This is a genomic window from Nonomuraea sp. NPDC048901 (assembly GCF_040649695.1).
Classification (GTDB): domain Bacteria; phylum Actinomycetota; class Actinomycetes; order Streptosporangiales; family Streptosporangiaceae; genus Nonomuraea.
Map to the genome: position 1 here is coordinate 516,358 of NZ_JBEZFW010000005.1, position 25,810 is coordinate 542,167.

28 protein-coding genes are annotated in these 25,810 nt (G+C 70.2%); 9 read left to right on the forward strand and 19 right to left on the reverse strand.

The window, feature by feature from the left end; genetic code table 11:
- Positions 1-2: 2 nt before the first annotated feature.
- The 3 genes from AB0C30_RS19985 to AB0C30_RS19995 all read right to left on the reverse strand — a co-directional run bounded on the left by AB0C30_RS19985 (position 3) and on the right by AB0C30_RS19995 (position 2,713).
- Positions 3-1,535: an MFS transporter gene (locus AB0C30_RS19985; protein WP_357945720.1), complete on the reverse strand. Its 1,533-nt coding sequence runs from the start codon at positions 1,533-1,535 to the stop codon at positions 3-5.
- On the reverse strand, positions 1,532-2,182 hold the full coding sequence (locus AB0C30_RS19990) for an LppX_LprAFG lipoprotein (RefSeq protein ID WP_357945723.1): 651 nt from the start codon (positions 2,180-2,182) through the stop codon (positions 1,532-1,534). Before AB0C30_RS19990 ends, AB0C30_RS19985 begins: the two co-directional genes overlap by 4 nt.
- A 72-nt stretch (positions 2,183-2,254) precedes the next feature.
- A complete protein-coding gene (locus AB0C30_RS19995; protein WP_357945726.1) occupies positions 2,255-2,713 on the reverse strand; it encodes a MarR family transcriptional regulator in 459 nt (152 codons plus the stop codon).
- A 217-nt stretch (positions 2,714-2,930) separates the two neighbouring features.
- On the opposite strand from AB0C30_RS19995, the gene AB0C30_RS20000 reads away from it, so the two are divergent.
- The gene (locus AB0C30_RS20000) at positions 2,931-3,857 is read left to right on the forward strand and encodes a cation diffusion facilitator family transporter (protein WP_357945729.1); all 927 of its coding nucleotides are present in this window, start codon (positions 2,931-2,933) and stop codon (positions 3,855-3,857) included.
- Here the strand turns inward: AB0C30_RS20000 and AB0C30_RS20005 are convergent.
- Both AB0C30_RS20005 and AB0C30_RS20010 read right to left on the reverse strand, forming a co-directional pair.
- Entirely contained in the window at positions 3,854-4,030 is a 177-nt protein-coding gene (locus tag AB0C30_RS20005; RefSeq protein ID WP_225291654.1) for a hypothetical protein, read from the reverse strand. The two genes, AB0C30_RS20000 and AB0C30_RS20005, sit on opposite strands and share 4 nt — an antisense overlap.
- A gap of 9 nt (positions 4,031-4,039) precedes the next feature.
- A complete protein-coding gene (locus AB0C30_RS20010; RefSeq protein ID WP_357946358.1) occupies positions 4,040-4,627 on the reverse strand; it encodes a 4'-phosphopantetheinyl transferase superfamily protein in 588 nt (195 codons plus the stop codon).
- A 247-nt stretch (positions 4,628-4,874) separates the two neighbouring features.
- On the opposite strand from AB0C30_RS20010, the gene AB0C30_RS20015 reads away from it, so the two are divergent.
- Positions 4,875-5,927, forward strand: a complete 1,053-nt coding sequence (locus AB0C30_RS20015; RefSeq protein ID WP_357945731.1) for a transposase — start codon at positions 4,875-4,877, stop codon at positions 5,925-5,927.
- A gap of 21 nt (positions 5,928-5,948) precedes the next feature.
- On the opposite strand, the gene AB0C30_RS20020 is transcribed toward AB0C30_RS20015, so the two are convergent.
- The 10 genes from AB0C30_RS20020 to AB0C30_RS20065 all read right to left on the reverse strand — a co-directional run bounded on the left by AB0C30_RS20020 (position 5,949) and on the right by AB0C30_RS20065 (position 16,433).
- On the reverse strand, positions 5,949-6,704 hold the full coding sequence (locus tag AB0C30_RS20020) for a hypothetical protein (RefSeq protein ID WP_357945734.1): 756 nt from the start codon (positions 6,702-6,704) through the stop codon (positions 5,949-5,951).
- Positions 6,701-8,041: an MCE family protein gene (locus AB0C30_RS20025; RefSeq protein WP_357945736.1), complete on the reverse strand. Its 1,341-nt coding sequence runs from the start codon at positions 8,039-8,041 to the stop codon at positions 6,701-6,703. Before AB0C30_RS20025 ends, AB0C30_RS20020 begins: the two co-directional genes overlap by 4 nt.
- A 28-nt stretch (positions 8,042-8,069) precedes the next feature.
- On the reverse strand, positions 8,070-9,116 hold the full coding sequence (locus tag AB0C30_RS20030; RefSeq protein WP_357945739.1) for an MlaD family protein: 1,047 nt from the start codon (positions 9,114-9,116) through the stop codon (positions 8,070-8,072).
- Positions 9,113-10,144, reverse strand: a complete 1,032-nt coding sequence (locus AB0C30_RS20035; protein WP_357945742.1) for an MCE family protein — start codon at positions 10,142-10,144, stop codon at positions 9,113-9,115. The genes AB0C30_RS20030 and AB0C30_RS20035 overlap by 4 nt, the downstream gene beginning before the upstream one ends.
- Positions 10,141-11,166, reverse strand: a complete 1,026-nt coding sequence (locus AB0C30_RS20040) for an MlaD family protein (RefSeq protein ID WP_357946360.1) — start codon at positions 11,164-11,166, stop codon at positions 10,141-10,143. Before AB0C30_RS20040 ends, AB0C30_RS20035 begins: the two co-directional genes overlap by 4 nt.
- Complete coding sequence (locus AB0C30_RS20045; protein WP_357945745.1) at positions 11,166-12,224, reverse strand: MlaD family protein; 1,059 nt, start codon at positions 12,222-12,224, stop codon at positions 11,166-11,168. Before AB0C30_RS20045 ends, AB0C30_RS20040 begins: the two co-directional genes overlap by 1 nt.
- Before the next feature lies 1 nt (position 12,225).
- Positions 12,226-13,245 carry an MlaD family protein gene (locus AB0C30_RS20050; protein WP_357945748.1) on the reverse strand — a complete coding sequence of 340 codons (1,020 nt, stop codon included), beginning with the start codon at positions 13,243-13,245 and terminating at the stop codon, positions 12,226-12,228.
- A gap of 3 nt (positions 13,246-13,248) precedes the next feature.
- The gene (locus tag AB0C30_RS20055) at positions 13,249-14,103 is read right to left on the reverse strand and encodes an ABC transporter permease (RefSeq protein ID WP_357945750.1); all 855 of its coding nucleotides are present in this window, start codon (positions 14,101-14,103) and stop codon (positions 13,249-13,251) included.
- The gene (locus tag AB0C30_RS20060) at positions 14,103-14,855 is read right to left on the reverse strand and encodes an ABC transporter permease (protein ID WP_357946362.1); all 753 of its coding nucleotides are present in this window, start codon (positions 14,853-14,855) and stop codon (positions 14,103-14,105) included. Before AB0C30_RS20060 ends, AB0C30_RS20055 begins: the two co-directional genes overlap by 1 nt.
- Before the next feature lie 189 nt (positions 14,856-15,044).
- Positions 15,045-16,433, reverse strand: a complete 1,389-nt coding sequence (locus AB0C30_RS20065) for an aminopeptidase P family protein (RefSeq protein WP_357945752.1) — start codon at positions 16,431-16,433, stop codon at positions 15,045-15,047.
- 149 nt (positions 16,434-16,582) lie between these two features.
- Here AB0C30_RS20065 and AB0C30_RS20070 point away from each other — a divergent pair, with 149 nt between their 5' ends.
- The 4 genes from AB0C30_RS20070 (at position 16,583) to AB0C30_RS20085 (ending at position 20,318) form a co-directional block, all read left to right on the forward strand.
- The gene (locus tag AB0C30_RS20070; RefSeq protein WP_357639239.1) at positions 16,583-17,011 is read left to right on the forward strand and encodes a CBS domain-containing protein; all 429 of its coding nucleotides are present in this window, start codon (positions 16,583-16,585) and stop codon (positions 17,009-17,011) included.
- Between the two features lie 97 nt (positions 17,012-17,108).
- Positions 17,109-17,660, forward strand: a complete 552-nt coding sequence (locus tag AB0C30_RS20075) for a hypothetical protein (protein ID WP_357945755.1) — start codon at positions 17,109-17,111, stop codon at positions 17,658-17,660.
- A 61-nt stretch (positions 17,661-17,721) separates the two neighbouring features.
- On the forward strand, positions 17,722-18,495 hold the full coding sequence (locus tag AB0C30_RS20080) for a cyclase family protein (protein ID WP_357945758.1): 774 nt from the start codon (positions 17,722-17,724) through the stop codon (positions 18,493-18,495).
- Positions 18,492-20,318 (forward strand): thiamine pyrophosphate-binding protein, encoded by a 1,827-nt coding sequence (locus AB0C30_RS20085; RefSeq protein WP_357945760.1) that lies wholly within the window; start codon positions 18,492-18,494, stop codon positions 20,316-20,318. The genes AB0C30_RS20080 and AB0C30_RS20085 overlap by 4 nt, the downstream gene beginning before the upstream one ends.
- Positions 20,319-20,423: 105 nt before the next feature.
- Here the strand turns inward: AB0C30_RS20085 and AB0C30_RS20090 are convergent, their stop codons facing one another.
- Genes AB0C30_RS20090 through dhaK form a run of 3 tightly spaced genes read right to left on the reverse strand, consistent with a single transcriptional unit; the run spans position 20,424 to position 22,458 of the window.
- Positions 20,424-20,807, reverse strand: a complete 384-nt coding sequence (locus tag AB0C30_RS20090; RefSeq protein WP_357946364.1) for a phosphoenolpyruvate--protein phosphotransferase — start codon at positions 20,805-20,807, stop codon at positions 20,424-20,426.
- Complete coding sequence (dhaL, locus tag AB0C30_RS20095) at positions 20,807-21,478, reverse strand: dihydroxyacetone kinase subunit DhaL (RefSeq protein ID WP_357945762.1); 672 nt, start codon at positions 21,476-21,478, stop codon at positions 20,807-20,809. The genes AB0C30_RS20090 and dhaL overlap by 1 nt, the downstream gene beginning before the upstream one ends.
- Complete coding sequence (gene dhaK, locus AB0C30_RS20100) at positions 21,478-22,458, reverse strand: dihydroxyacetone kinase subunit DhaK (protein ID WP_357945764.1); 981 nt, start codon at positions 22,456-22,458, stop codon at positions 21,478-21,480. The genes dhaL and dhaK overlap by 1 nt, the downstream gene beginning before the upstream one ends.
- A 137-nt stretch (positions 22,459-22,595) precedes the next feature.
- On the opposite strand from dhaK, the gene AB0C30_RS20105 reads away from it, so the two are divergent.
- The 3 genes from AB0C30_RS20105 (at position 22,596) to AB0C30_RS20115 (ending at position 24,988) form a co-directional block, all read left to right on the forward strand.
- Positions 22,596-23,825 (forward strand): transposase, encoded by a 1,230-nt coding sequence (locus tag AB0C30_RS20105; RefSeq protein ID WP_357945766.1) that lies wholly within the window; start codon positions 22,596-22,598, stop codon positions 23,823-23,825.
- A 211-nt stretch (positions 23,826-24,036) separates the two neighbouring features.
- The gene (locus AB0C30_RS20110; protein WP_357945769.1) at positions 24,037-24,240 is read left to right on the forward strand and encodes a hypothetical protein; all 204 of its coding nucleotides are present in this window, start codon (positions 24,037-24,039) and stop codon (positions 24,238-24,240) included.
- On the forward strand, positions 24,233-24,988 hold the full coding sequence (locus tag AB0C30_RS20115; protein ID WP_357945772.1) for a lysophospholipid acyltransferase family protein: 756 nt from the start codon (positions 24,233-24,235) through the stop codon (positions 24,986-24,988). Before AB0C30_RS20110 ends, AB0C30_RS20115 begins: the two co-directional genes overlap by 8 nt.
- 7 nt (positions 24,989-24,995) lie before the next feature.
- On the opposite strand, the gene AB0C30_RS20120 is transcribed toward AB0C30_RS20115, so the two are convergent.
- On the reverse strand, positions 24,996-25,802 hold the full coding sequence (locus tag AB0C30_RS20120) for a serine/threonine-protein kinase (RefSeq protein ID WP_357945775.1): 807 nt from the start codon (positions 25,800-25,802) through the stop codon (positions 24,996-24,998).
- Positions 25,803-25,810 lie beyond the last annotated feature (8 nt).

The window sequence follows — 25,810 nt, forward strand, 5'->3', positions numbered from 1 at the left end:
CCTCACCGGGTGCGGGGCAGGAAGGCGGCGACCACCGCGCCCAAAAGGCAGATCAGCGCCGTGACGAAGAACATCTCCGTGTATTCCAGATGTAGCGCCGCGTCCACCTTCGCGAGGTACTCGCTCAGCTGCTTCGCGTACACGGCCGGTTCCACCCCCACTGGCAGCGGCGTGTCCAGGCCCGCGGTCAGCGACTGGAACCGGTGGAAACCCCAAGCCGACACCCCCGCGATGCCGATCAGCATGCCCATCATCCTGGCCACCACCACCGCCGCCGAGGCCACCCCGTGCTGCGTGGCGGGCGTCACCCGGAGGACCGCCGCCGACACGGGGGCGATGACCAGCCCCAGCCCCAGCCCGGCCACGACCAGGGAGAGGTCCACCATCAGGCCGGCGTTCGCCAGGTCGAGCGGCCAGCGGCTCATCACGCCGTACCCGGCCGTGGCCACGATCAGGCCCGCCACCGCCACCACGCGGTCGCCGAGCCGGCGGGCCAGCAGGCCGCCCAGCAGCGCGCCCACCGGGAGCGCGATCAGGAACCTGGCCAGCACGAGCGCCGCGTCCAACGTCTCCATGTCGAGCAGCGTCTGCGCCGTGAACTGGACGAACACCATGGTGATCAGCAGCGCGGCCCCGGTCAGGAAGCTCACGCCCAGCGTGGCCAGCAGCGGTCCCTTGCGGGTGCCCGTCAGGTCGAGCAGCCGGACCTTCGACCGGATCTCCCACCAGACGAACGCCGCCCCGGCCACGACCCCGGCCGCGATCACCGGCAGCCCCCAGGGCGGCAGCACGGTCGTGGCGGGATCCGGGTTGTACAGGCCCACGACCAGAAGGGCGAGGCTCAGAGCCAGCAACGCGCCGCCGATCCCGTCCACACGCCGGGCCGATGCCTGTCCCGAAGGCCCGGAAGACGCCTGACCCGGAAGCTCGGAGGACGCCTGTGGCGGGGGGACGGTCAGGTGGACCGCTACGGCGGCCAGTGCCGCCAGTGGCAGGTTGATCCAGAAGATCGCGTGCCAGCCGCCCAGCTCGATCCCGAACACCGTGGTGCTCGGGAGCAGGGCCAGCACCCCGCCGTACAGCGGCCCGAGCGCGCTGCCCAGCTCCTGTGCCGCGCCGACCGCGCCGAGTGCCACCGGCCGCTCGTGCTCGTGCCACAGGTCGCCGATGAGCGCCATCGTGATCGGCAGCAGCGCGCCTCCCGCGATCCCCTGGATCGTCCGGCCCGCCACCACCATCACCTCTCCGGACGCCAGCGCGGTCAAGACCGAGCCGAGCGCGAACGCTGCCAGGCAGGCGTGGATGAGGGGGCGCCGGCCGTACCGGTCGGAGAGCTGGCCGAGCAGCGGCATCGCGGCGATGTAGCCGAGCAGGAAACCGGTGACCACCGGTGTCGCCCGCTCCAGGCGGTTGGTGGGGATGCCCACGTCGGTGGCGATGTCGAGCAGGACGGTCACGACCACGTACGCGTCGAGGGCGGCCAGCAGCACCACCGCGCCGCCGACGCCGAGCGCGACCCGGCGGGCGCGCCTCATCCGGCGGCGGGTGGCGTGATGGTCACCGGCGCGTCGAAGTCGCTCAGCGACACGGTCACCGTGCCGTCCTGCAGCGGCAGTTCGAGCTTGGTGAGCCGGCTGGTGGCCTTGTCCACCCAGAGCTTGCCGTTGACGCCCTGCGTGACGCCGGGGATGAGGGTGCCGAGGACCTGACCGGAGAACCCGGTGGCCACCCGGTAGGCACCGCTCTCCTCGGCCTCCACGCGCGGGTCGGTGGCCGTGCCGAGCAGCTGCGCGAGGCCCTTGGACGGGTCGAGGATCTTCGACGGGTCGTAGAGCTGCGCCAGGTCCTTCCTGGTCATCTTCTGGAAGCCGCCGGTCGGGCCCTTGAAGTGGACGGTGTCGCCGACCAGGGCGAAGGTGATCTCCTGCAGGCTGCCCAGCACCTCGATGGTGATCGTGCCGTCGGCGTCACCGGCGGCCGTCAGCCTGCCGTCGGCCTTCTTCACCGGCACCTTGGGCTTGCCGTCCGTGGCGATGGAGAAGGTGGCCGACTTGACCGCCTTCATGGCCTCGGTGGACTTCTTCAGCAGGTCGGGCCCCGCGGGCAGCTCGCTTCCGCCGCCGCCCGATGAGCAGGCGGACACCAGCGCGAAGACGACGACGAACAGCAGCTTTCGAAGCATGAGCGGATCGTAGCGAGCGCCCGGAACGATCGTGCGCCGTCGGGCATATCGGTTAGGTGTCGGCGTGGCCGTTCAGCGTAGCTTCTTCAAGTGCTCGACGATCGGCTCGTAGGCGGCCACCAGCGCGTCCAGCTGTTCGTCGGTGAGCCGGTCGACGAAGTGCTCCCGGACACTGGTCACGTGATCAGGCGCGACCCGCTCGATCGTGGCCCAGCCCTCGCTCGTCAGCACCGCGAACGTGCCGCGCCGGTCGTCGTGGCAGTCCTCCCTGACGACGAGTCCCTTGGCCTCCATGCGGGAGATCTGGTGCGACAGCCGGCTGCGTGACTGGATGGTCGCGTCGGCCAGGTCGCTCATCCGCATCCGGTGGTCGGGGCTCTCCGAGAGATTGACCAGGATCTCGTAGTCGTTCACCGAGAGGGCGTGCTCCTGCAGCTCGCGGTCGAGCCGGTGCATGAGCAGCTTGTGCAGCGCCAGGTGGGTACGCCAGGCACGCTGCTCGGCGGGGGAGAGCCAGCGAGGCGCGCTCATCGAGACTCCTCGAGCGTGGATACCCCCGTCTTCAGGCGAGGGAGGAGGTCAAGATCTCCAATCTAGCGCACATAGGCGCCGGCCTCGCAGTCCGTGTGACCTCGCAGTCCGTGGGACACCGCAAGCTCTATGGCGGACCGCCGGACGTGGCCCACTATGCCGCCGGACGTGGCCCACCACGTCGCCGGGAGTAACGCCCGTCATAGAGTGATCCGTCGTGGCGGACAACTCGGGTGAGAGTCTGGGCACCGTCCTGGTCGCGGGCGGTGCGAACCTGGCCATCGCGGTGGCCAAGCTGATCGCGGGCCTGATCGGCGGTTCGGCGGCGATGCTGTCGGAGGCGGCCCACTCGGCCGCGGACACGGTGACGGAGCTCCTGCTCCTGGTCTCCGTACGCCGGGGCCAGCGGCCCGCCGACTCGCGCCATCCCTTCGGGCACGGCAAGGCGGGCTTCTTCTGGGCGATGATGGCGGCGGTCGCGACCCTGGTCGGTGGCGCGGGCTTCTCCATCACCCACGGCGTGCACGAGATCAGCCACGGCGAGCGGCTCGGCAACCTCATCCCGTCGTACATCGTGCTGGCCCTCTCCTTCGCGATCGAGGGCGTGTCCTTCCTCAACGCGCTCGCGCAGCTGCGCAGGGAGGCCCGCAGGCATGACGTCAGCCCGTTCCGGCTGGTCTCGATCACCTCGGACACCGCGCTGAAGGCCGTCGTGTACGAGGACGCGGCCGCGCTGATCGGGCTGGTGATCGCGGCGCTGGGTCTGCTCGGCTACCAGGTGACCGGCTCGCCCGTGTGGGACGGCGCGGCGTCGATCGCGATCGGCGTGCTCCTGCTGGTGGCCGCGCTCACGCTGATCCGGTCGAACGTGTCGCTGCTGATCGGCCAGTCCGCTCCGGGGCCGATCGAGGAGGAGATCCGCTCGGTGCTGGCGGGGCAGCCCGAGGTGGAGAGCGTGGTCGAGCTGCTCACCATGATGCTGGGCCCGGGCCGCTTCCTGGTGGCCGCGAAGATCGATTTCCGGGACGACGCGACGGCCGCGGGGGTGGAGATCGCCTGCGATGAGCTGGATCGCCGGCTGCGGGAGCGCTATCCCGGCATCTCCCAGGTGTTCCTGGATCCGACTCCGACCCGGCGCCGTTAGTCCAGGGCCATGACCACGGCAAGGCCGACGACGTGCATGAGCACGACGGCGACGATCAGCGAGACGAACACGAACTTGGCCGGCCCGTGCTCGAAGGTCTTGCCCTCTTCGAGCGGCTTGCGCTTGGCCATCCGGTCGGCGATTCGCTCCTCGACTGATTTGCTGTAGAACATGCCTCCATTCTAGCTGGTCAGGGGCAATTGCCGGGCTGGTGAGTCTGTGATGACGGCCACTACGATGTCGCCCTCGGCGGTCCATTCGAGCAGGTGGCGGTCCGTCACGTCGGCGTCGGTGGCCCGCAGCCCGTCGATGGTCAGCTCGCCGCGCTTGATCAGGGCCTCCTTGCGGGTCCAGCGCCTGATCAGCTCTTCGTTGGTGCTGACCGCCGCCAGCTCCCGCTCGGTGAGCGCCCGGCCCGCGAGCAGCCGGTCGAACGGGCCCGGCGGCACGCGTTCGGCGTCGATGCCCACCCGGCCCGCACCGGCCGCCGCGCAGACGTAGCCGCGCGTGTGGCTGAGGCTGACACCCAGGGAGGGGGCCTGCTCGATGTACGGGCGGCCGTGGCCGGGGCCGTGCAGCTCGCAGTGCTGTAACAGGGTCAGCCCGGCCGGGTCGGTGTCGAGCACCGCCGCGGCGCAGAGGCGTACGAGCAGGTGGGCCGCCGTGAACGAGCGGCGGTCGGGCTCGAACGCGAACCGGGCCGCGCGCGCCCGCTCGACGTCGGTCAGCCAGTCTTCTGGGGCGAGCACCTCGTCGGGGCGCCCACCCATCGCCACGGGGCCGATCAGAGATCTACGCGGACCCCTGGCTTCAGCCATGGGGGTAAGCCCTTCTGTCGAATCTTTGAGCGGTAGGTAGGGCGCCTTTCGTATGCTGATCGATGCGGCTGTGACCTTGCGAAAGAGCCTCTGGGGGCTGGGCGGACGGACTAACTCCCGCTTCGTGGCCACCGTGGGTAGGGCGCCCCTGGACGTCGCCACGCGGTACGTCGAGAACCAGAAGAATCGGTGATCGCGGATGCTGGCTGGACGTAGGTACCGCCTGGACCTGACCGAGGAGCAGGCCGCGTTCGCCGAACGGAACGCTCCGAGCTTCCGGTTTCCTGAGGGCGGGAAAATCGCCGTCGAACGGCTGAACCGGCGCTGGGCGCGGGCGAAACTGCCGAAACTCGGCTGGGTCCGCTTCCGCATTACCCGCCCGCTCGGCGGAAAGATCAAGAACGCCACCGTCTCCCGCGACGGCAAACACTGGTACGTCAGTTTCCTCGTCGAGGACGGGTTCACCACCCCGGCCACGCACGCGCGCCCCGGCAGGGCGGTGGGGATCGACCGGGGTGTGGTTAAGGTCGTGACCCGCTCGGATGGCTTGTTTCACCACCAGGTGTTCGCCGGCGGGCGGGAAGCGGAGCACGCCAAGAAGCTGCAGCGGGACTTTTCCCGGACCATGAAGGGATCGGGTCGGCGCACGAAAGCTGCTGCGCGGGTCGCTGACATGGTGCGAAAGGTCCGCAGACGGCGCGAGGACTTCGCTGCCAAGACCGCCTGCGCCCTGGCCACGAGCTTCGAGCTGGTGGTGTTCGAGGCCCTGGCGATCAAGAACTTGACTGCCGGTGTCGCACCCAGGCCAGACCTTGAACGGCCGGGCGTGTTCCTGCCGAACGGGGCCGCGCGCAAGACCGGGCTGAACCGCTCCATCCTGGACAAGGGCTGGTACCGGATCGAGCTGGCCACCCGTAGCAAGGCCCGGTACACGGGCACCAGTGTGATCACCGTCAACCCGGCGTACACGAGTCAGACGTGCAACGTGTGCACTGTGGTGGATCGCAAGTCCCGCGAGAGCCAAGCGGTCTTTGGGTGCACCTCGTGCGGACACACCGAGCATGCCGACGTGAACGCCGCCAAGAACATCCTCACCGCCGGGAGGGCGGAGCACGTACCACCCAGATCGGGTGTGCGGGTTGGGGCGCGCAAACCACGCAACCGCGTGGGCCGGAAGGCCAACCGCCAAGCAACAGCAGCCCAGGCCACCGCACAGACGGAGCCCGAGCTGGCTGGAATCCCCCGACCTTAGCCGTGGGGAGCGCTTCAACGGTCAGTCCTTTTTCTTCGTGCCAGTGTCCAGGTTGTACTGGTCCTCTTTGGCCGCGCCGAGCACGGTCACGTCGTGGACCTTCCAGACACCCTTCTCCTTGACCAGGCTGATCTTCAGATGGGAGTCCTTGACCGAGCGTATCGCCTCCGAGGTGTTCACCTGCTGGTCGACCACGACGATGGCGTGCGCGGTGGCCTCGTCGACGTCCGAGAGGTAGACCTCGCGGACGTTCGCCTGCGAGACGGCCTTCAGCTTGACGATGACCTGGGCCATCGCGCCGCCGAACGCCTCGTCGTAGGTGGCCAGGAAGTCGCCGGTGGCCTGGGCCGTCAGCGTGGCGCGGGTGGCCTGGAGGTTCTGGTAGTCGTAGCTGAGCAGCGCCTTGCCGAACGAACTGGCCGCGCCCGAGACCTCCAGTCGCAGGGCCCGCTCGCTCTCCAGCCGGGCCAGCGAGTCGCGGGCCTGGCTCGCGGAGATCCACTGCAGCGCCGCCGTGGCGGCCAGCGCGGCCACCAGCAGGGCCACCACCGCCACCAGGATCCGGCCACGCCCCAGCCCCGACCGCCCAGCGGCGACCACCCCGCCGTCCGAGGCGCCGCCGTCCGAGGGGCCGCCGTCCGAGGGGCCGCTGTCAGAGGCGCTGTCAGAGGAGACGCCCTCCGAAAGGCCGGTGTCCGGGGTGGTCGGTATTTCTGTCGCTGTGGCCTCCTCCGCAGCGCTCTGCTGGTCCTCCGCGAGGTCCTGCTTGGTGGTCATGAGTTCTCCTCACGGCGGCGGGCGGCCCGGCCCACCGCGATCCACCCCAAGATGCCACCACTCGCCGCCACCGCGAGGAAGATCGCGGCAATCAGCGGAGCGGCGTCCACCGGGGTACGGGACGCGGGCCCGGAAGCCGCGGCGGGTGACTTCGCGCCCGCCGCTTCCGGGGTCCGCTCGGGCTGTGCGGTGGCCTTGGCCTGGGCTTCCGGCCGCCTGGTCTGCTCTGCTTCGGTGTCTTTCCCGGGATGGTCGGCGGCGTCTTCCGTACGGACCGGCTCGTCCGTGGCGCGGTCGGGGCAGGCGCGCAGGCGGGGCACGGTGGGCGGGCCGACCGGGCCCGCGTACTCCTCCGCCGGTTGCGGCCCGCCCGGGACGCTGAAGATGAACGACGCCTTGCCGTACACCGTGTTCCCCTCCCTGACGCTGATGTCGTCCGCCAGGCTCAGCGCGGTCGGCACGATGCTCAGCAGGTGGTGCACGTTCCGCTCGGTCTCGGCGGAGAACACCGGTTTGTGCGGCAGGCCCGCCGCGGTCAGCAGGCACGACAGGCCCGGTCTGGCCCGCTTGATGGCCTGGTCGAGCTGCCCGAACACGCCCGGTCCCTGGTCCAGGAAGGCGTCGAGGTCGGTACGCGAGTCGCGTAGCGTGGCCGTCACCGTGCTCAGGTCCGTGATGCCGGAAGCCAGCTTGTCCTTCCTGCCCGCCAGCGTGTGGGTGAGCTGGGTGAGCTGCACGGACAGGTCGTCGAGCACCTGGGAGTTGTCGGCCAGCGTGCCGGTCAGGTCGTGCGCGTCCTCGATAATGTCCCTGATCGACGACGACCGGCCGTCCAGCGCGACCGCCAGCTCGTGCGTGATCGTCTTGGCGTCCTCGGGCGGTACGGCGGACAGCAGCTTGCCGACGCCCTCGAACAGCTTGCGGTAGTCCAGCGGCACCGTGGTCTTGGACAGCGGGATCACGTCGCCGGCTGCGAGCGTCGGGCCGTTCACGCCGGTCGCGGGCGGCGACAGCTCCACGTACGGCTCGCCGACCGCGGACTTGCGCCGTACCTCGGCCGTGGCGGCCTTCGGCAGCCGGACCTCCTTGTCGATGTCCAGGCCCACGACGATCTTGCCGGGCGCCAGCCGTACGTCCCCGACCTTCCCCACCCGCACACCCAGGTAGGCGACGTCGAAGCCGCGGACCAGACCGGGGGAGGAGACGAACTCCGCCGACACCCGGTAGGGCTGGGTGATCGCGTCGAGCTTGATGATCGTGCTGAACGCCCAGATCGTCATCACGATGCCCAGGACGACGAAGAAGCCAAGGTTCAGATAGATGCGGCGGTTCCTCATCGCGACGGCCCCCAAAGCAGATGGTTCCTCATCGCGGCGGCTCCCAGAGCAGGCGGAAGTCCGCCACCCGGTTGGGCAGCAGGCCCGTCTTGCCGTTCGGTAGCAAGCCCGTCTTGCCGTTCGGCAGGAGTCCCTTGTGCTGCGGCGTCAACAGGCCCTTCAGCCACACGTAGATCAGCACCTGGCCGTTGACCGTGATCGGCGGCGTGTCGATGAACGCCTGCAGCTTGGCCACCAGCGCCTTCAGGTCCTCCTTGCCGCGCAGCATCGAGGAGGTGATCGCGTCGAGCTCGCGCAGCAGCGTGCGCAGCCGGGCGGCGTGCCTCGGGTAGACCGTGAGGTTGGCCTCCTTGGCCAGGTCGGTCAGTGCGATGATGGCCGTCTTCACGTGCCTGCGGCCGTGCGCGATGCGGGCCGTGGCCGCCGCCAGCGTGCCGGGCAGCCGGTCCAGCTCCTTGCTGCCCTTGGCCAGCTGGTCGCCCAGCTTGGCCAGGGCGTCCACGGTGGTGGCGATGTCCTGGCGGGCGGCGGCGTAGGTGTCGGTCACCTCGGCCGTCTGCTTGATCAGCTTGTTGACGTCGGCGCCCTTGCCGGCGAACGCGGTCGAGGCGGCGTCGAGGATGGCGTTGACGTCCTGCGTGCCGAGCGCCTCGATGAGCGGCCCGGCCTTCGCGGTGACCTGCTCGATGTCCGGTTCGACCGAGGTGTCGGTGATCGTGGCGCCGCTCTTGAGGTAGGGGCCCTTCGACAGGTCCTTGCCGGCGGGCGGCGTGAGCTGGACGTAGTTCTCGCCCAGGACCGAGGTCTTGGCCACCGTCGCGGTGCTGCCCTCGGGCACCGGGTGCTCCGGCGTGATCGACATGGTCACCCTGGCCTGGTAGCCCTGCAGCCGGATGCCGGTCACGGTGCCCACCCGTACGTCGGAGATCTGCACGCTGTGCCCGGCGACCAGGCTCTGGACGTCGTCGAAGGTGGCGTTGATGGTTAAATCGCCGCCGGTGGCGCCGAGTGTCTGGAGCGAGCAGGACGCGGTGATGCCCAGCGCGAGCAGCCCGGACAGGACGCGTGCCTTCATCGCTTCTTCTTCCCCTGCTCGAAGGGGCAGTTGCTGAGGCCGGCGGGCAGGCACGGGACCTTGCCGAGGTTCAGGGCGTCGAACAGCGGGGTCAGCCAGGCCCTGGTCATCGCGTTGAGCACCACGCGGATCTTCAGCACGTGCTGCTTCTTGTCCCAGGAGTCGATCAGGATGTCGGAGAAGTCGGCCGCGCCCTTGATCGCCTGGGCCATCGACGCGCTGTTCGCCCGGACCGTCAGCACCAGCTCGGCCAGCGTGCCGGCGGCCTGGGGGAGCCGTTCGGAATACGCTTCGATGATCACGTCGCCCCGGCGCACGAAATCGGCCATGCCCGCGATGAACGTCCGCAGCCGCCGCCGCTCCTCGGCCAGGATGGCGCTGGCCTCGGCGAAGGAGTCGATCGCGCCGGTCACCTGGCTCTGCCGCTTGTTGAGGCTGGTGGCCAGCTTGTTCAGGCCCTTGGCCAGGTCGATGAGCTGCTGGTCCTGCTTGGCCAGCGTGTCGGTGAGCCGCGCGGTGTCGGCGAGCGCGTTGTTGACCGTCTTGCCGCGGCCCCTGACGCTGTCGGCGAGGTCGCCCGCGACGTCGCCCAGCTTGTCGGAGTCCAGCGCGTCGGTCAGCTTGGTGAACGCGTCGAGCGCGTCGTCGATCTCCACCGGCAGGTCGGTGCGCTCCAGCGGGATCGTGGCGCCGGAGGCGATCCGCTGGTCGCCGGGCTTCCAGGGCGGGTAGAGCACCACGTTGCGCTCGCCCAGGGTGTTCTGCGGCGCGACCACGGCCTTGACGTTCGCGGGCAGCGGCACCTCCCGGTCTACCGACAGCTCGACACGTACCTTGTCGCCGTCGATCCGGATGCTCGTCACGTATCCGGCGTCGAGCCCCATCACCTTCACCCGCGCCTGCTCGTACAGGGAGGGCGCCTTGCTGAAGATCGCGGTCAGCCGGTACGGCTCGGGGCCGAGCAGCGTGCACCCGCCGCTGGCCGCCAGCAGCGTGCCGGCCAGCAGGGCCGCCAGTAAACGGGTCATCGGTCGTTCTTCCTGTCCTTGGCGATGGCGCCGAGCACCTCCGGGTCGATGGGGCCCAGGCCCGTGGCTATGGCCTCGAGCCACGGGCCTTGGCCGCCCATCGTGGACAGCCCGGAGAACGTCGGGCCGGCCCACGCCAGGAGCGCGTTGAACTCCTTGTTGCCGCTGTTGAGCTTGGTGGTGATCGCGCCGGTGTCGTCGAGGACCTGGACCAGCGTCTTCTCGTGCTCGTTGATCAACCGGGTGGTGCTCTGGACGAGGTCGCTGCCGTCGCCGAGCAGCGCGCGCAGCTCGTTGCGGCGCGAGCGCAGCTCGTTCAGCATGACCTCGATGGCGTCGATGAGCCGGCCGAGCTGCTTGTCCTTGCGCTCCAGGACGTTCATGATCTTGGTGCCGTTGTCGAGGAGCTTCTGCAGCTGCGGTTCGCTCTGGCTGATGGTGTCCGACAGGTCGCCGATGTTCTTCAGCAGCTTGGTGATCCGGCCGCGCTTGCTGATGTCGACCTTGCCCAGCTGGGTGAGCAGGTCGTCCACGGCCTTGGTGTCGAGCTTCTGGACCAGGTGGGTGGCGTCCTTGATGGCGTCGTTGATCAGCGTGGGGACGCCCGTGCGCGTCACCGGGATCCGCCGCTGCGCCTCGGGGAGCTGGTCGACGTACGGGGCGGTGACCGGGCCCGACAGCTTGACGTAGCGGCCGCCGAGCAGGTTGGACAGCGTGATGTCGGCCCGGGTGGCGCGGCCGAGCCGTACGTCGGTGTCGACCTTCCAGGTGACGACCACGTTGCCCTGGCCGTAGTCGGGCCGTACCTCGGTCACCTTGCCGACCCGCACGCCCGCGACCCGCACGTCGTTGCCGGTGCGCAGGCCGCCGGAGTCCACGAACGTGCCGGACATGTAGTAGCCGCCTTCGAGCAGCCCGAGGCTGCCGACGAGGAAGGTGGCCACCAGGATCGTGCCGATCGCCGCTAGCGAGATCAGGCCGACGACGATCTTGTTGCGGTCGCGGAAGGACTTGAGCGCCATCACTCACCGACCATGAGCTTCTGCAGGTCCTTGGAACTCTGGATCCGCGTGCTGCCGCGCAGTGGGGGCGGCGTCTTCATCGGGTACGGGCAGGGCGCGGCGCTCAGCGCCAGGCACGGGACCGCGGTGATGAAGTAGTGGCCGCGATCGACGCTGGAGTAGGCGCGGGCCAGCAGCGGCTGGAAGGTGCCGATCGTCTTGTCGATCTCGTTCACATGCCGCCTGATGCCGCCGGTCAGCCCGGAGAGGTGGTCGACCAGCGCGCCCAGCTCGTCGGCGTTCTTGCCGAGCACCTGGTCGGAGGTATGGACGGTGGTCGACAGCTGCACGATCGCGTCGTCGATCAGCTTGCGGTTGCCGGCGAACGCCTCGGAGAGGGTGACCAGGTTGTCGACGAGCTGCTCGATCTGCTTGTCGCGCTGGGCGACCACGCCGGTGACGGCGGCGTAGTCCTTGAGCAATCGCTGGATCGTCTGCTTGCGCTCGTTGATCGTGCCGGTGATGGCGTTGACGTTGTCGAGCAGCCGCGGGATGTTCTTGTCGTTGCCCTTCAGGGATTTGGCGGCGGCGGTGAGCAGCTGGTTGATCTGGTCCGGGTCCAGGCTGCGGGTCAGCGGGCCGAGGTCGCTCACCAGCTGGCCGATGTCGACCACGGACGACGTACGGACGACCCGCGAGCCGGGGGCCAGCCGGCCCGGCGCGGTGCCGGGGAGCAGGTAGACGACCCGCTGGCCGACCGCGTTGCGCCACCTGATCGCGGCCTCGGTGTCCGACGGCACCCTGATGGCGTCCTGGACCTCCATGGTGATCTCGGCGCGGCCGTTCACCACCTTGATCGTGTCGACCTGTCCCACGGGCGCCCCGGCGATCTTCACCTGGTCGCCCTCCCGCAGCCCCGACACATCATCAAATGTCGCGACTAGTTGGTATCCGCCGCCGGTGCTGACCCGGGCGATCTGCACCGTGATCACCACGATCAGCGCCACCGTCAAGCCGACGAACAGCACCACGCGCAGCAGCGTCCACCGGCGGGTCACGCGTTCCCTGGACAGCGCCACGTCAGTCCCTCCCGTCGGTGGGTCCGCAGGAGCCGACGACGAGCTCGCAGATGTCGGTCGAGACGAACGCCTCCACCTGCAGTTGGCGGGCGCCGCCGGGGCCCGGCGCCTCGATCAGCTTGTTGAGCAGGTCCACCAGCCGGTTCAGGCCGCGTACGCCGTCACCTGCCAGGCCGAGCTGGGCGTAGATGAGCGAGGCCACCCGCTCGCCCGAGTGGACGGCCGCCCGCAGGTCCTGCCGATGCTTGCGCAGGCCGTGCGCGCCCAGGTCGGAGACAGAGGTGACCTCCTGGAGCAGGACCCGCACCTTGTCGGCCCGTTCCAGCAGGTCGGGGGTGATGACGTTGACGTCGGAGGAGATCGACACCAGCTCGTCGCCCTTGTCCGACAGCGCGGTGGACAGCCCGGCCGTGTCATGCAGGAACTGCCTGGCCCGCGCGCGCTGCCGGTGCGCGACATCGACGACCGTGCCCGCGTCGTCGATGAGCTCGCGCAGCCGCTTCCCCTCGCCGTCGAGCCCCTGGGCCAGCGTGTGCACGATCACGGTGACCTCACGCGGGTCCACGGCGTTCAGGCCCCGGTAGGCGGCGCCGAGCGTGTCGGACAGGTCGAGCGGCTGCTGCGTCTGGGTGATGACCGCGCCGCCGGCCAGGTAGGGGCCGGTGGTCTCGCCCGCGCCGAGCCTGAGGTCGACGAACTTCGGCCCGAACACCGACGACGGCTCGATGGCCGCGACGGTGGTGCGGGGCAGCCGGACGCCGGGCTCGATGGCCATGCTCACCACGGCCTTGCCCTTGGCGTCGAGGGACACCTTCGTCACGTCGCCGACCGTGATGCCGCGGATCTTGACGGGGGACTGGGTGTCCAGGCCCTGACCGGCGCGGGCGAAGACGGCGTCGATCCTGGTGCCGCTGATCTCCGACGCGGTCCGTACGATGAAGATCGTCGTCGCCGCGAGCACCACGATGAGCGCGAGCGCGATGCCCGCGCGGATGGGCAGTGAGAACTCGTCGCGTCCCATCGCTCACCCCGTCAGCTTCAGGTTGCTGCCGTTACCCCAGAACAGGTACGACAGCAGCAGGTTGAGCAGGACGATCGTGACGATCGACTGACGGATCGCGCGGCCCGCCGCCACCCCCACGCCGACCGGGCCGCCGGTGGCGTAGAAGCCGTAGTAGCAGTGGATGACGACGACGGTGAAGGCGAACACGGCCACCTTGGTCACGCTGAACACGATGTCGCTGACCGGCAGATACAGGTAGAAGTAGTAGTCGTAGACGCCCGGCGCCAGCCCGAACAGGACCGTGCTCATCAGCCGGGTGGCGAAGAAACTGGCGAACAGCGCGATCAGATAGATCGGCACCAGCGCCAGCAGCGCCGCCACCACCCGGGTGCAGATCAGGTAGGTGAAGGCGTTGATGCCCATCACCTCCAGCGCGTCGATCTCCTCGGAGATCCGCATCGCGCCCAGCTCGGCGGTGAACGACGAGCCGACCTGCGCGGCCAGCGCGGTCGCGGCGATGATCGGGGTGATCTCGCGTACGTTGGCGAAGCTGCCGACCAGGCCCATGAACGACTCGGCGCCGATCGCCTGCAGCCCCTGGTAGCCCTGCAGGCCCACGGTCGCGCCCACGACGAAGGCCATGGTGAACACCACGAAGATCATGCCGCCGCCGATGACGGTCGCGCCGACGCCCACGACCACGTCGCTGACCTGGCGGATGACGACCTTGAAGTACTTCAGCCGGAGGATCACGTCGCGGACGGAGTAGAACAGCACCTTCCACACGAACAGCGGCCAGTTGGCCAGGGTCGCGAACCGCTCCGCCCATTCGCGCCCCGTGACGGCGAACCTGAGGCCGGCCGTACGCGAGACCATCACAGCGCCTTCGGCGGGTAGGCGAGGAAGTAGACGGCGGAGATCACGTAGTTGAACGCGAACACCAGCATGAACGTGACCACCGTCGACTGGTTGACCGCCCGGCCCACGCCGACAGGGCTGGTGGCGCAGGTCATGCCCTTGTAGCAGGCGACGGCCGCGGCGATGAAGCCGAAGATCCACGCCTTGAACAGCGTCACGTACAGGTCGGAGCCCACCACGAGCGACAGCGCGCCGTCGAAGTAGGCGCCGGAGGTCACTCCCTGGACGATCACGTTGAAGAAGTAGCCGCCGCTGGCCCCGGCCAGGATGACCAGCGGGCACAGGCAGACCGCGACCGTGCTGGCCGCCCACATGCGCGGCGTGACCAGGCGGTGGATCGGGTTGACCGACATCACCTCCATGGCGCTCAGCTCGTCGCGGATGTGCCGGGCGCCGATGTCGGAGGTCATCGCGCTGCCGCCGGCCCCGGCGATCAGCAGGGCGCTGGCCAGCGGCGCGACTTCCCGGATGAGCCCGACGAACACGGCGCTGCCGGTGGCGGACGCCGCGCCGAGCTGCCAGGCCAGGTCACCCACCTGCAACGCCACGGTGGCGCCGAGAGGTAAGGAGACGAGCAGCACCGGCACGCTGGTCACGCGGGCCAGGAACCAGCACTGGTCGACGAACTCCCACCACCAGCTCCGGACGTCCCAGCTGCGGCGCAATCCCTCCAGGACGATGACGAAGAGGTCACCCACCTGGCCGAGCACGGACACAGCCTTGCGGCCAACGTATCCGGACAACTGACCACCTCGTGGAACCAGCCGACTACGGAAGCAGTAACCCTACTGACGGTCCGTCTAGTAAGTCGATGCTTTCGCTGGAATTTGAGGAAAAGGTATGAGGCTCAGCTCAGAGGTTGTCAGCCCGCTACGAAACGTGATCGCTTCGTAGCCGTTTCAGTTGTTCAGTAGCCCGGCCATCCAGGACTCGACCTCGGCGGGATGGCGCGGCAGGGCGGCCGACATCAGGCGGGCGCCGTCGGCGGTGATCACCAGATCGTCCTCGATCCGGATGCCCAGCCCCCGGAACTCCGCCGGCAGGGTGAGATCGTCGGGCTGCAGGTACAGGCCCGGCTCGACGGTCAGCACCTGGCCCTCCTCCAGGACCCCGTCCAGGTAGACCTCCGAGCGCGCGCGGGCGCAGTCGTGCACGTCCAGGCCGAGCATGTGGCCGCTGCTGCAGAGTGTGTAGCGGCGGTACAGGCCCGACTCCATCAGCGCGTCCGGCGAGTCGCGCAGCAGGCCCCAGTCGTGCAGGCCCTCGCTGATGACGCGCATCGCCGCCAGGTGGAAGTCGCGGAAGCGGGCACCGGGCTTGAGCGCGGCGATCCCGGCCGTCTGCGCCTCGTACACCAGCTCGTACGCCTGCCGCTGCACGGGACTGAAACGGCCGGACAGCGGCAGCGTGCGGGTGATGTCGGCCGTGTAGAGGGTGTCGGACTCGACGCCCGCGTCCAGCAGCAGGAGGTCGTTCGGGTCGAGGCGGCCGTCGTTGCGGATCCAGTGCAGCACACACGCGTGCGCGCCCGAGGCCACGATGCTGTCGTAGCCGGCCGCGTTGCCCTCCAGGCGCGAACGGAGCCCGAACACGCCCTCCAGGTAGCGCTCGCCCCGAGGGTGCCCGAGCGCGGCGGGCAGCGCGCGTACGACGTCTTCGAAGCCGCGCGCGGTGGCATCGACCGCCGACTGCAGCTCGCCGATCTCCCACGCGTCCTTGATCAGCCGCATCTCCGACAGGAAGCTCTCGAACTCCGCGTCGCCCGGCAGCAGCGCGTCGACCGCCGCGTCCACGCCGCCCAGCACCCTGGCGGGCCCGGACAGCGACAGCTCGCGGATGTGGGCGCAGCCGATCTGGTAGAGCTCGGCCGCCTCCTCCAGGTCGGGCCGCCGCCCCACCCAGAACTCCCCATAACGCCGGTCGCGGTAGAACTCCTCGCCGTCCTCGCGCGGCGAGCGCGGCCTGAGGTACAGCGTGGCCTCGCCCGACGGCTCGATGACCAGCACGTCGCCCGGCTCGCCCGCGCCCGTCAGATAGGAGAACGCGCTGTGCGGCCGGAAGCGGTAGTCACTGTCGTTGCTGCGCACCTTCAGCGTCCCCGACGGCACGACGAGCCGCTCACCGGGGAAGCGGGCGGCGAGCGCGGCGCGGCGCCTGGCCGCCCAGGGCGCGATCGGCAGCGCCGCCACGTCGGTGCGCCGGGTGTCGGCCCAGCCCGTCCGCATGAACGCGGTCAGCGCCGCGGTGACGGGCAGATCATGGCTGCCGGTATTGAGCGGCTCTGTCATCACGCATCCTGTTTCACAAGCTCCATGTACGGCATGCAGCCTACGGGAACGCTTGACGGTGCCCCTACCTGCTTGCTTGCCTGGAAAGCTACGCGGGTGGAGCGCTTAGCCGGAGCCACCCGGGGTAACTGAGAGCCGAGGTGGTTCAGATGCTCATCGGGACAATCCTGCGCGGCAAGGGAAGCGCGGTGATGACCGTGGCTCCGGAAGCCACGGTCCGCGAACTCCTGACCAAGCTCGCCGAGCACAACATCGGCGCCGTCGTGGTCTCCGCCGACGGCGTGACGATCACGGGCATCGTGTCCGAGCGCGACGTGGTCCGCCGCCTGCACGACCGCGGCGCGGCCGTGCTCGACCAGCCCGTCTCCGCGATCATGACTTCGGAAGTACGCACGGTCGGCCCGCACGACAACGTCGACGAGCTGCGAAGGACCATGACCACACACCGGTTCCGGCACATGCCCGTCGTCGAGGACGGGCGGCTGGTCGGCATCGTGAGCATCGGTGACGTGGTCAAGAGCGCGATCGAGGAACTGGAGACGGAGAAGGCGTCGCTGGTCGACTACCTCCACCGTTGACACGGATGGGACGCTTGTCCCCGTGATGTACGGGCCTCCTCCCGAATACCCTCCGTCTCCGGAATATCCCCGGGCGACGAGCAGTCCGACCATCATCGTGCTCGTTTCCGGGCTGACCTGCTTACTCGGGTTCCTGCTCGGGTACTTCACCGGGCTCGACTCGGGGGAGGCGACGGCCGCGCCTGCGGAGACGCCTCCGGTGACGATGACGATCGGGGACTCGACGCCGCCCGCGGACCAGGGGACGGACCCGTCGGCTCCGGCGGGCGCCGCCACGTCGGATCCATCGGCCCCGGCGGGCACGGTCCCGTCAGACCCGGCCGCGTCCGCTCCGGCGGGGACGCCTGCTCCCGTGGGGACGCCTGCTCCGGTGGGGACACCTGCTCCCGTGGGCTCGGCCGGGCCGCCGGGCGCGGTCGGCGCCATGCGGACGCTCATCGTGGGCGTGGACATCCAGCCCGGCACCTACCGTACGACGGGTCCCGCGACCGCCACGGACAAGTGCTACTGGGCCCGCATGAAGAGCACGTCCGCCCAGATGAGCGACGTGATCGCGGCGGACATGCCCACGGGTCCCGCCACCGTGACGATCCTGGCCACCGACAAGGCGCTCCAAACGGGCGGCTGCGCCCCATGGACCAAGTCCTGACGTGCTTGGAGCCGGGTAGGCCGATATAGGAGGATGCAGCCAGCCCATCAAGGAGGATGACATGTCGATCTTGCGGAGCCTGGTGGAGAGCCTGCGCAGTGGCGCCATCGAGGTGGTCGATCTCACCTCGCCCCTGTCGGCGGAGACGCCGATCCTCCAGCTGCCCGAGCCGTTCGGCAACACGATCCCGTTCCGGCTGGAGGAGATCAGCCGCTACGACGACCGCGGCCCCGCCTGGTACTGGAACGACATCCACACCGGCGAGCACACCGGCACCCACTTCGACGCGCCGATCCACTGGGTGACCGGCCGCGAGGGCCAGGACGTCTCCCAGGTGCCCCCGTCCAGCCTGCTGGCGCCCGCCGTCGTGCTCGACCTGGCGGCGGAGGCGGAGAAGGACCCCGACTTCCTGCTCCAGATCGACCACGTCAAGGAGTGGGAGCGCGCCAACGGCCCGCTGCCCGACGGCGGCTGGCTCCTCTACCGCACCGGCTGGGACGCCAGGTCCGCCGACCAGGCCACCTTCCTGAACGCCGACGAGACCGGCCCGCACACCCCCGGCATCTCCGTCGAATGCGCGAACTGGCTGGCCGCCGAGACACCCATCCTCGGGCTCGGCGTCGAGACCGTCGGCACCGACGCGGGCACCGCCCACTCCTTCGACCCGCCTTTCCCGTGCCACTCGTTCCTGCTGGGGGCGGGCAAGTACGGCCTGACCCAGCTGCGCAACCTCGACCGCCTGCCGGTGACCGGCGCCGTCGTCCTGGCCCCGCCGCTGCCCATCGTGGGCGGGTCGGGGAGTCCTGTGCGGGTATTGGCGCTGGTCGAGAGATGATCGTCGCCGAGGCCGTCGGGCGGGTGCTGGCCGAGGCCGGGGCCGACACCGCGTTCGGCGTGGTGGGCAGCGGCAACTTCCACGTCACCAACGCCCTCGTGGCGCACGGCGTACGCTTCGTCGCCGCCCGCCACGAGGGCGGCGCCACCACGATGGCCGACGCGTACGCCAGGATGAGCGGCAAGGTCGGGATCGTCTCCGTCCACCAGGGGCCCGGCCTGACCAACGCCGTGACGGGCATCGCCGAGGCGGCCAAGAGCCGTACCCCGCTGATCATGCTCACCGGCGAAGCGACGGACGTACGGTCCAACTTCCACATCGACCAGGACGCGCTGGCGGCGTCGGTCGGCGCGGTGTCGCTCCGCGTCACGGAGGCCGGCCGGGCGGTCGAGGACACGCTGTCGGCCTACCGTACGGCGACCCGCGACCGGCGCACGGTGGTGCTCAACCTGCCGCTCGACGTGCAGCAGGAGCTCATCGAGTGGCCCGGCCTCCTCGGCGAGCCGCACGGGACGCCGTCGGCCGCAGAGTCGCTCGGGACGCCGTCGGCCGCGGAGTCGCATGGGACGCCGTCGGCCGCGGAGCTCGGCACGCTCGTCCGGCTGCTGGCGGAGTCGCGGCGGCCGGTGTTCGTCGCCGGGCGCGGCGCCAGGCACGCCAGGGCCGAGCTGGAGGAGCTGGCCGACGCCACGGGCGCGCTGCTCGCCACCTCCGCCGTCGCCAAGGGCCTGTTCCGGGGCAACCCCTGGGATCTGGACGTGAGCGGCGGCTTCGCCACACCGCTCGCCGCCGAGCTGATCCACGACGCCGACCTCATCGTGGCCTGGGGGTGCGCCCTCAACATGTGGACCACCCGCCACGGACGGCTGATCGGCGAGCACGCCAGGCTGGTCCAGGTGGACCTCGACGAGAGCGCCCTAGGCGTCCACCGCCCGGTCACCCTCGGCCTGGTCGGCGACACGGCCGCCACGGCGCGCACGGTCCTCCACGCCCTCGCTTCGACCGAGGACGCTCGCGATGCGGCGAGGGACGCTCCCGCTACGACCGGGGAAACTCTCGCTCAGGCCGAGGACGCTCGCGATGCGGCGAGGGACGCTCCCGCTACGACCGGAGACGCTCGCGGTCCGGTGGGGAACGCTCGCGGTTCGGTGGGGGATGCCGGGCGTGGGTATCGGTCGGCGGAGGTCGCCGCGCGGATCCGGGCCGAGGGCCGGTGGCAGGCAGTGCCCTACGACGACGAGGGCGGAGACGGGCTGATCGACCCCAGGACGCTCACGATCGGGCTCGACGACCTGCTGCCGAAGGAGCGGATCGTGGCGGTCGACTCCGGCAACTTCATGGGGTACCCGGCCATGTTCCTCGACGTGCCAGACGAGCGGGGGTTCTGCTTCACCCAGGCGTTCCAGTCGATCGGGCTCGGCCTGGCGACCGCGATCGGCGCCGCGCTCGCCCGGCCCGACCGGCTGCCGGTGGCCGCGCTGGGCGACGGCGGGGCGCTGATGGGCATCGCCGAACTCGACACCGTCGTACGGCTCGGGCTGCCGATGGTGGTCGTGGTCTACGACGACGAGGCGTACGGCGCCGAGGTACATCACTTCGGCCCGCACGGTCACCCGCTCGGCACCGTCAGGTTCCCGCCCGTCGACTTCGCCGCGATCGCCACCGGCTACGGCTTCGCGGCCGTGACGGTCACCGAGCCCGGCGACCTGGCCGGGGCGGCCGAGTGGCTGAAAGGCCCCAGAGACCGGCCGCTTCTGGTCCACGCCAAGGTCGCTGGGAAGCGCGGCTCGTGGTGGCTGGAAGAGGCGTTCAAGGGCCACTGAGCCGACTCAGGAATCCCTGGAGCCGGGTTCAGGAGTCCACTGGCCGGTTCAGGAGCCGCCGAGCGGGCTCAGGAGACGCCGAGTCCCAGGAGCCGCTGAGCGGGCTCAGGAGTCGCTGAGCTTGCGGATGGTGCGGGCCTCCTCGGCGGCCGCGAGAACGGCCGCCAGGGGCGCGCCCGCACCCGCCGTGACGGCCGCCGCGATCGCCCCCTCCACGAACGGCACGTCGGCCACCACCACCCGGCCGGGTTCGGCCAGCAGCCGGGCCGTCAGCACCGAGCTGCCCAGGTCGGGTACGAGCACCACGCCGTCGCCCTGGTCGACCGCCGTGAGCGCCCGCTCGATCAGGTCGAGGCTCGTGCCCACCCCGCCGTCCTCGGTGCCGCCCGCCGCCGCCACCAGCGCGCCCGTACCGGCGATGCCGCGGACGAGCGCGGCCGCCTCCGCCGCCAGCCCGGCGCTGTGGGCCACCAGCACGATGCCCACCATCACGAGCTCACGGTGACCAGGCAGGCGACGATAAGCGCCGACGACGCCGCTCCGGGATCCTCGTGCCCGACGCTGCGCTCGCCCAGGTAACTGGCCCTGCCCTTACGGGCTTGCATCGGGATCGTGGCCCGCGCCCCCTCCTCGGCCGCGCGCGCCGCCAGCTCGAACGCCTCCCGAACCGCCACCCCATCCCGTACGGCCAGCGCCAGGGCCAGCGACGCCGGGGCCAGCGCGTCCACCATGGTCTTGTCGCCCGGAGCCGCCTTGCCCAGCCGCTCGACCGCGACCACCCCGGCCTCGAACGCCGCCGCGAACCCGGCCTGCGTCACCGGCGCCTCCATCGCCTTGCCCATGGCCCGGAACGCCGACCCGTACAGCGGCCCGGAAGCACCCCCGACACGGCGGATCAGCGTCGTGCCCGCGGACACCAGCACCTGGCCCGGCGCGGTCGGCGGGGAGTCGGCCAGCGCCTTGAGTACCTCGGTGAAGCCGCGGTCGAGGTTCGCGCCGTGGTCGGCGTCGCCGATCGCCGCGTCCAGGGCCGTCAGCCGCTCGCGATGCACCCGGACCTGCTCGGCCACCTCCTCCATCCAGGCGACGAAGAAGGCCGTGGTCAACGTGCCGGGGTCCATGAAACCGCCGCCCGTCTCGGGGTCCGTGGGGGCGCCCATCAGCGTCCCCAGCGCAGCCCCGGCGTCTCGACCGGCGCGTCCCAAAGACGCGTCAACGTGTCGTCGAGCCGGCAGATCGTCACGGAGAAGCCCTGCATGTCCAGACTCGTCACGTAGTTGCCCACCAGTGACCGCGCCACCCGCGCCCCTTTGCCGCGGATGATGGTCGCCACCTCGGCGAACGCCACGTACAGCTCCATCAGGGGTGTGCCGCCCATGCCGTTCAGCAGGACGAGCAGGTCGCCCTCCAGCGGCAGATCGCGGTGTATGGCGTCCATGGCGATCTCGGTCAGCTCGCGGGCCGAGGCCATCGGCGCCCGGATCCTGCCGGGCTCGCCGTGGATGCCGATGCCCAGCTCCACCTGCGTGTCGGGCAGGTCGAACGTCGGCTTGCCCGCCGCGGGCGTCGTACACGAGGTGAGCGCGATGCCGAAGGAGCGGCTGCGCGCGTTCACCTCGCCCGCCACGCTGGCCACCTGCGCCAGCGGCGCGCCCTCCTCGGCCAGCGCTCCGGCGATCTTCTCCACGAACAGCGTCGCGCCGGTGCCCCGGCGGCCCGCCGTGTAGAGGGAGTCCTGGACGGCCACGTCGTCGTCGACGAGCACGCCGGCGACCTGGACGTCCTCGCACAGCTCGGCGGCCATCTCGAAGTTGAGCACGTCGCCGGTGTAGTTCTTGACGATGTGCAGTACGCCCGCGCCGCCGTCGACGGCCGTGGTCGCCTCGACGATCTGGTCGGGCACGGGCGAGGTGAAGACCTCTCCGGGGCAGGCCGCGTCGAGCATGCCGTAGCCGACGAAGCCGGCGTGCAGCGGCTCGTGCCCCGAGCCACCGCCGGAGACCAGCCCGACCTTGCCGGTCCGAGGCCCCGACGCGCGGTAGACCACCCGGTCGCGGATCCGCAGCGACGGGTGGGCGGCCGCCATCCCGGCCAAGGCGTCGTCAACCGCGGATTCGGCCGAGTTGATGATCTTCTTCATCTGAATGGTGGCGCAGAGACCCAGTCCTTCAAGGTTGGGAGGAAGCGCCGCCCCTCCTTTCGAAAACAGTATGGAAAGGCTCGGTTGCGTTCGGTAATATGTGCGGTGGGTGAGGCCGCTGTGACGGGAGGTGCGTGATGGCGATCCGCCGCTCTGCCACCAAACGCAACGGCCTGCCCTCGATCGTGCAGTTGCGGCTCACGCCCACTGCGGCCCAGGCCGAGGCGCTGGCTGCGGCGGTGCTGTTGTGCAATCAGGCGGCCACCGTCGTCTCCCGCCTGGCCTGGCAGCACCGCACGTTCGCCGTGGTGGAGCTGCATCGGCTGGCCTACTACGAGGTGCGTGCGCAGGTGACCGGGCTGGGCGCGCAAGTGGCCGTGCGGGCAATCGCCCGGGTCGCCGCGGCCTACGCCAACCGGCGCGCCACCAAGAAGCGCGCTCACATCTTCCGCCCGCATGGCGCGGTTCCCTATGACGCCCGTCTGATGAGCTGGAATCGGGACGCCCGGACCGTGTCGCTGTGGACCCCCACCGGCCGCGTCACCGTCTCCTATACCGGTCGGCCGGAAGACCTCAAGGCCGTGGACGCGCTGCCGGTAGGCGAAGCCGACCTGATCTGCCGGCGCGGTGTGTGGCTGCTTCAGGTGGCCGTCACGCTGCCCCGACCGGTGGTGCGTGAGCCGGTCGGCGGCTTTCTTGGGGTGGATCAAGGGGTGGCGAACCTGGCGGTCACCGGCGATGGTGCGGTTCTGCCCGGCCCCGCCCTGGCCGGGCCGATCGGCGGCAACGGCCACGTCCGCACCCTGCGGGAGCGGCGGCACCGGCAACGTCGCCGGTTGCAGGCGAAGGGCACGTCTGCGGCGCGGCGGGTGCTGCGCCGCCTTGCCGGGCGTGAGCACCGGATGATGACCGACCTCAACCACCAAATCTCGACGTTTGTGGTGCGTGAAGCCGAACGCACCGGCCGCGGGGTCGCCCTGGAGGATCTTCAGGGTATCCGCGGCCGGGTAAGGGCTCATCGGTTCCAGCGGCGCACCCTGCACAGGTGGGCCTTCGCCCAGCAGGCCGCGTTCACCCGCTACAAGGCCGCGCGGGCCGGGATCGCCTTCGTCCTGGTCGACCCCGCCTACACCTCGCAGGCCTGCCCGGACTGCGGGCATATCAGCAGGTCGAATCGGCCGGCGCGGGGCCGGTTCGTCTGCCAAAGGTGTGGCCTCGCTGGGCACGCCGACCACATCGCGGCCCGCAACATCGCCGCACGCGGCGTTGCGGGCTGGGCTGTTATCAACCAGCCACACGCTACCGGCCTCCCTTCAGCCAGATGGGACCGTGAGAGCAAACCACCAGCTTCAACCGGTGGTAGTTGATGATGAGAAACTTCTGCCCGCTCCCCGGAAAGACAAGCCTCTTGGCGTGGGCAGGGTGGAACTCGCCAACAGTCCCCACGGCCCTGCCGTAAACCCGTACCCACCGGTGCTCGACAACGGGGTCTGGGGCCGAAGGCGCGCACGATGCTGTCGTTCCTGGCCGCGGATCCGCCCGACCACACCCGCATGCGGTCGATCAGCGCCTGCGGCTATGTCGATCAGCGCCTGCGGCTATGTCGAGCAGGGCCTGGGGCAGGGGACGTTCGACTTCGCCCGGGATCTGTCGGCCAAGCTGCCGCTCGACGTGATCTCGGAGGTGATGGGCGTGCACCACGCATGGCAGCGTACGGGGCCTGATCAACCTGCCGACTACCGTCCGACCGGGGTGAATAGGCTACCTTCTGGTCATGGCTGAGATCGTGTACCCGCCGGTGATCGCCGCCGCGCGGACCCTCTTTCGCGTGCTCGACTACCGCTTCCACATGGAGGGGACTGAGCATATTCCGCGCACTGGCGGAGCGGTGCTGGTCAGCAACCACATCAGCTATCTCGACTTCATCTTCGCCGGGTTCGGGGCGGTGCCCGCCAAGCGGCTGGTGCGGTTCATGGCCAAGCAGGACGTGTTCGACCACCGCATCTCGGGGCCGCTGATGCGCGGCATGCACCACATCCCGGTCGACCGGGGCGCGGGCGCGGGGTCATACGCGACGGCGTTGCGCATGCTGAAGGCGGGAGAGGTGGTCGGCGTCTTCGCCGAGGCGACGATCAGCCGGTCGTTCACGGTCAAGGAGATCAAGAACGGCGCCATCCGCATGGCTCAGGCGACCAAGGTCCCGGTCATCCCGATGGCGCTGTGGGGGAGTCAGCGGATCTGGACCAAGGGCCGGTCCAAGCAGCTCACTCTGCGGCACGTACCCATCACGATCCTGATCGGGGAGCCCATCCACCCCAAGCGCGGCGAGAACGTCGACCAGCACGTCGCCGACCTGCACGCGCGGATGTCGGAGCTGGTGGACCGGGCCCAGCGCACCTACCCGGAGATCCCGCCGGGCGTGTGGTGGCAGCCCCAGCACCTCGGCGGCACGGCTCCCACGCCGGAGGAGGCCGCCGCCATGGACGCCGCCGAGGCGGAGGCCCGCGCCAAGCGCGGCGAGGAGGAATGAACCCCCGTCAGATCGCCGCGGGGTAGCTGCTGGCGCGCATGCCGGCCAATAAGCCGGCGGTCTGCTCGGGCGTGAAGCGGCGTACCGGGTCGTGGTGGAGCAGGCCCTCGATGAGGGGCCGCATCACCCCGGCCCGGCGCGGCGGCGGGTAGCCGCCGCTCCTGGCCATGCCGAGCACCGTGGCCGCGTCCTGCCCGGGGTAGGGCGGCTGGCCCTCGATGGCGCTGTAGAGCGTGGCACCGAACGACCACATGTCGGCCTCTTTGCTGGCCGGGCCGCCGTGCAGCCGCTCGGGGGCCATGAACGCGGGCGTGCCGCGCAGCCGCCGGGACGTGGTCATCCGGATGTCGCCCTCGACCGTGGCGATGCCGAAGTCGGTCAGCACCACGCGGTCGCCGGTCAGCATCACGTTGGCCGGCTTCACGTCGCGGTGCAGCACCCCTGCCTGGTGGGCGGTACGCAGCGCGGCCAGCAGGTGCTGGCCGATCGCCGCCACCGACTGCGCGGGCAGCGTCCCCACCTGGGAGAGCAGCTGGTGCAGTGAGAGGCCGTCGAGGTACTCCATCACGATCCAGAGCTTGCCGCCCTCTTCGATGAGGTCGTGGACCGTGACGATGTTCGGGTGGGTGAGGCCAGCGGCCATCCGCGCTTCACGGAGGACCCGGCGGCGGACCATCTCGGCCTCACCGCTGAGGGTCAGCTCCTTGAGCGCCACCTCCCGGTGGAGAAGCTGGTCGAAAGCCCGCCAGACGACTCCCATACCTCCACGACCGGCCTCCTCGTTAAGGAGGTACCGTCCGCCGATCTCCCGCATGCCATCCC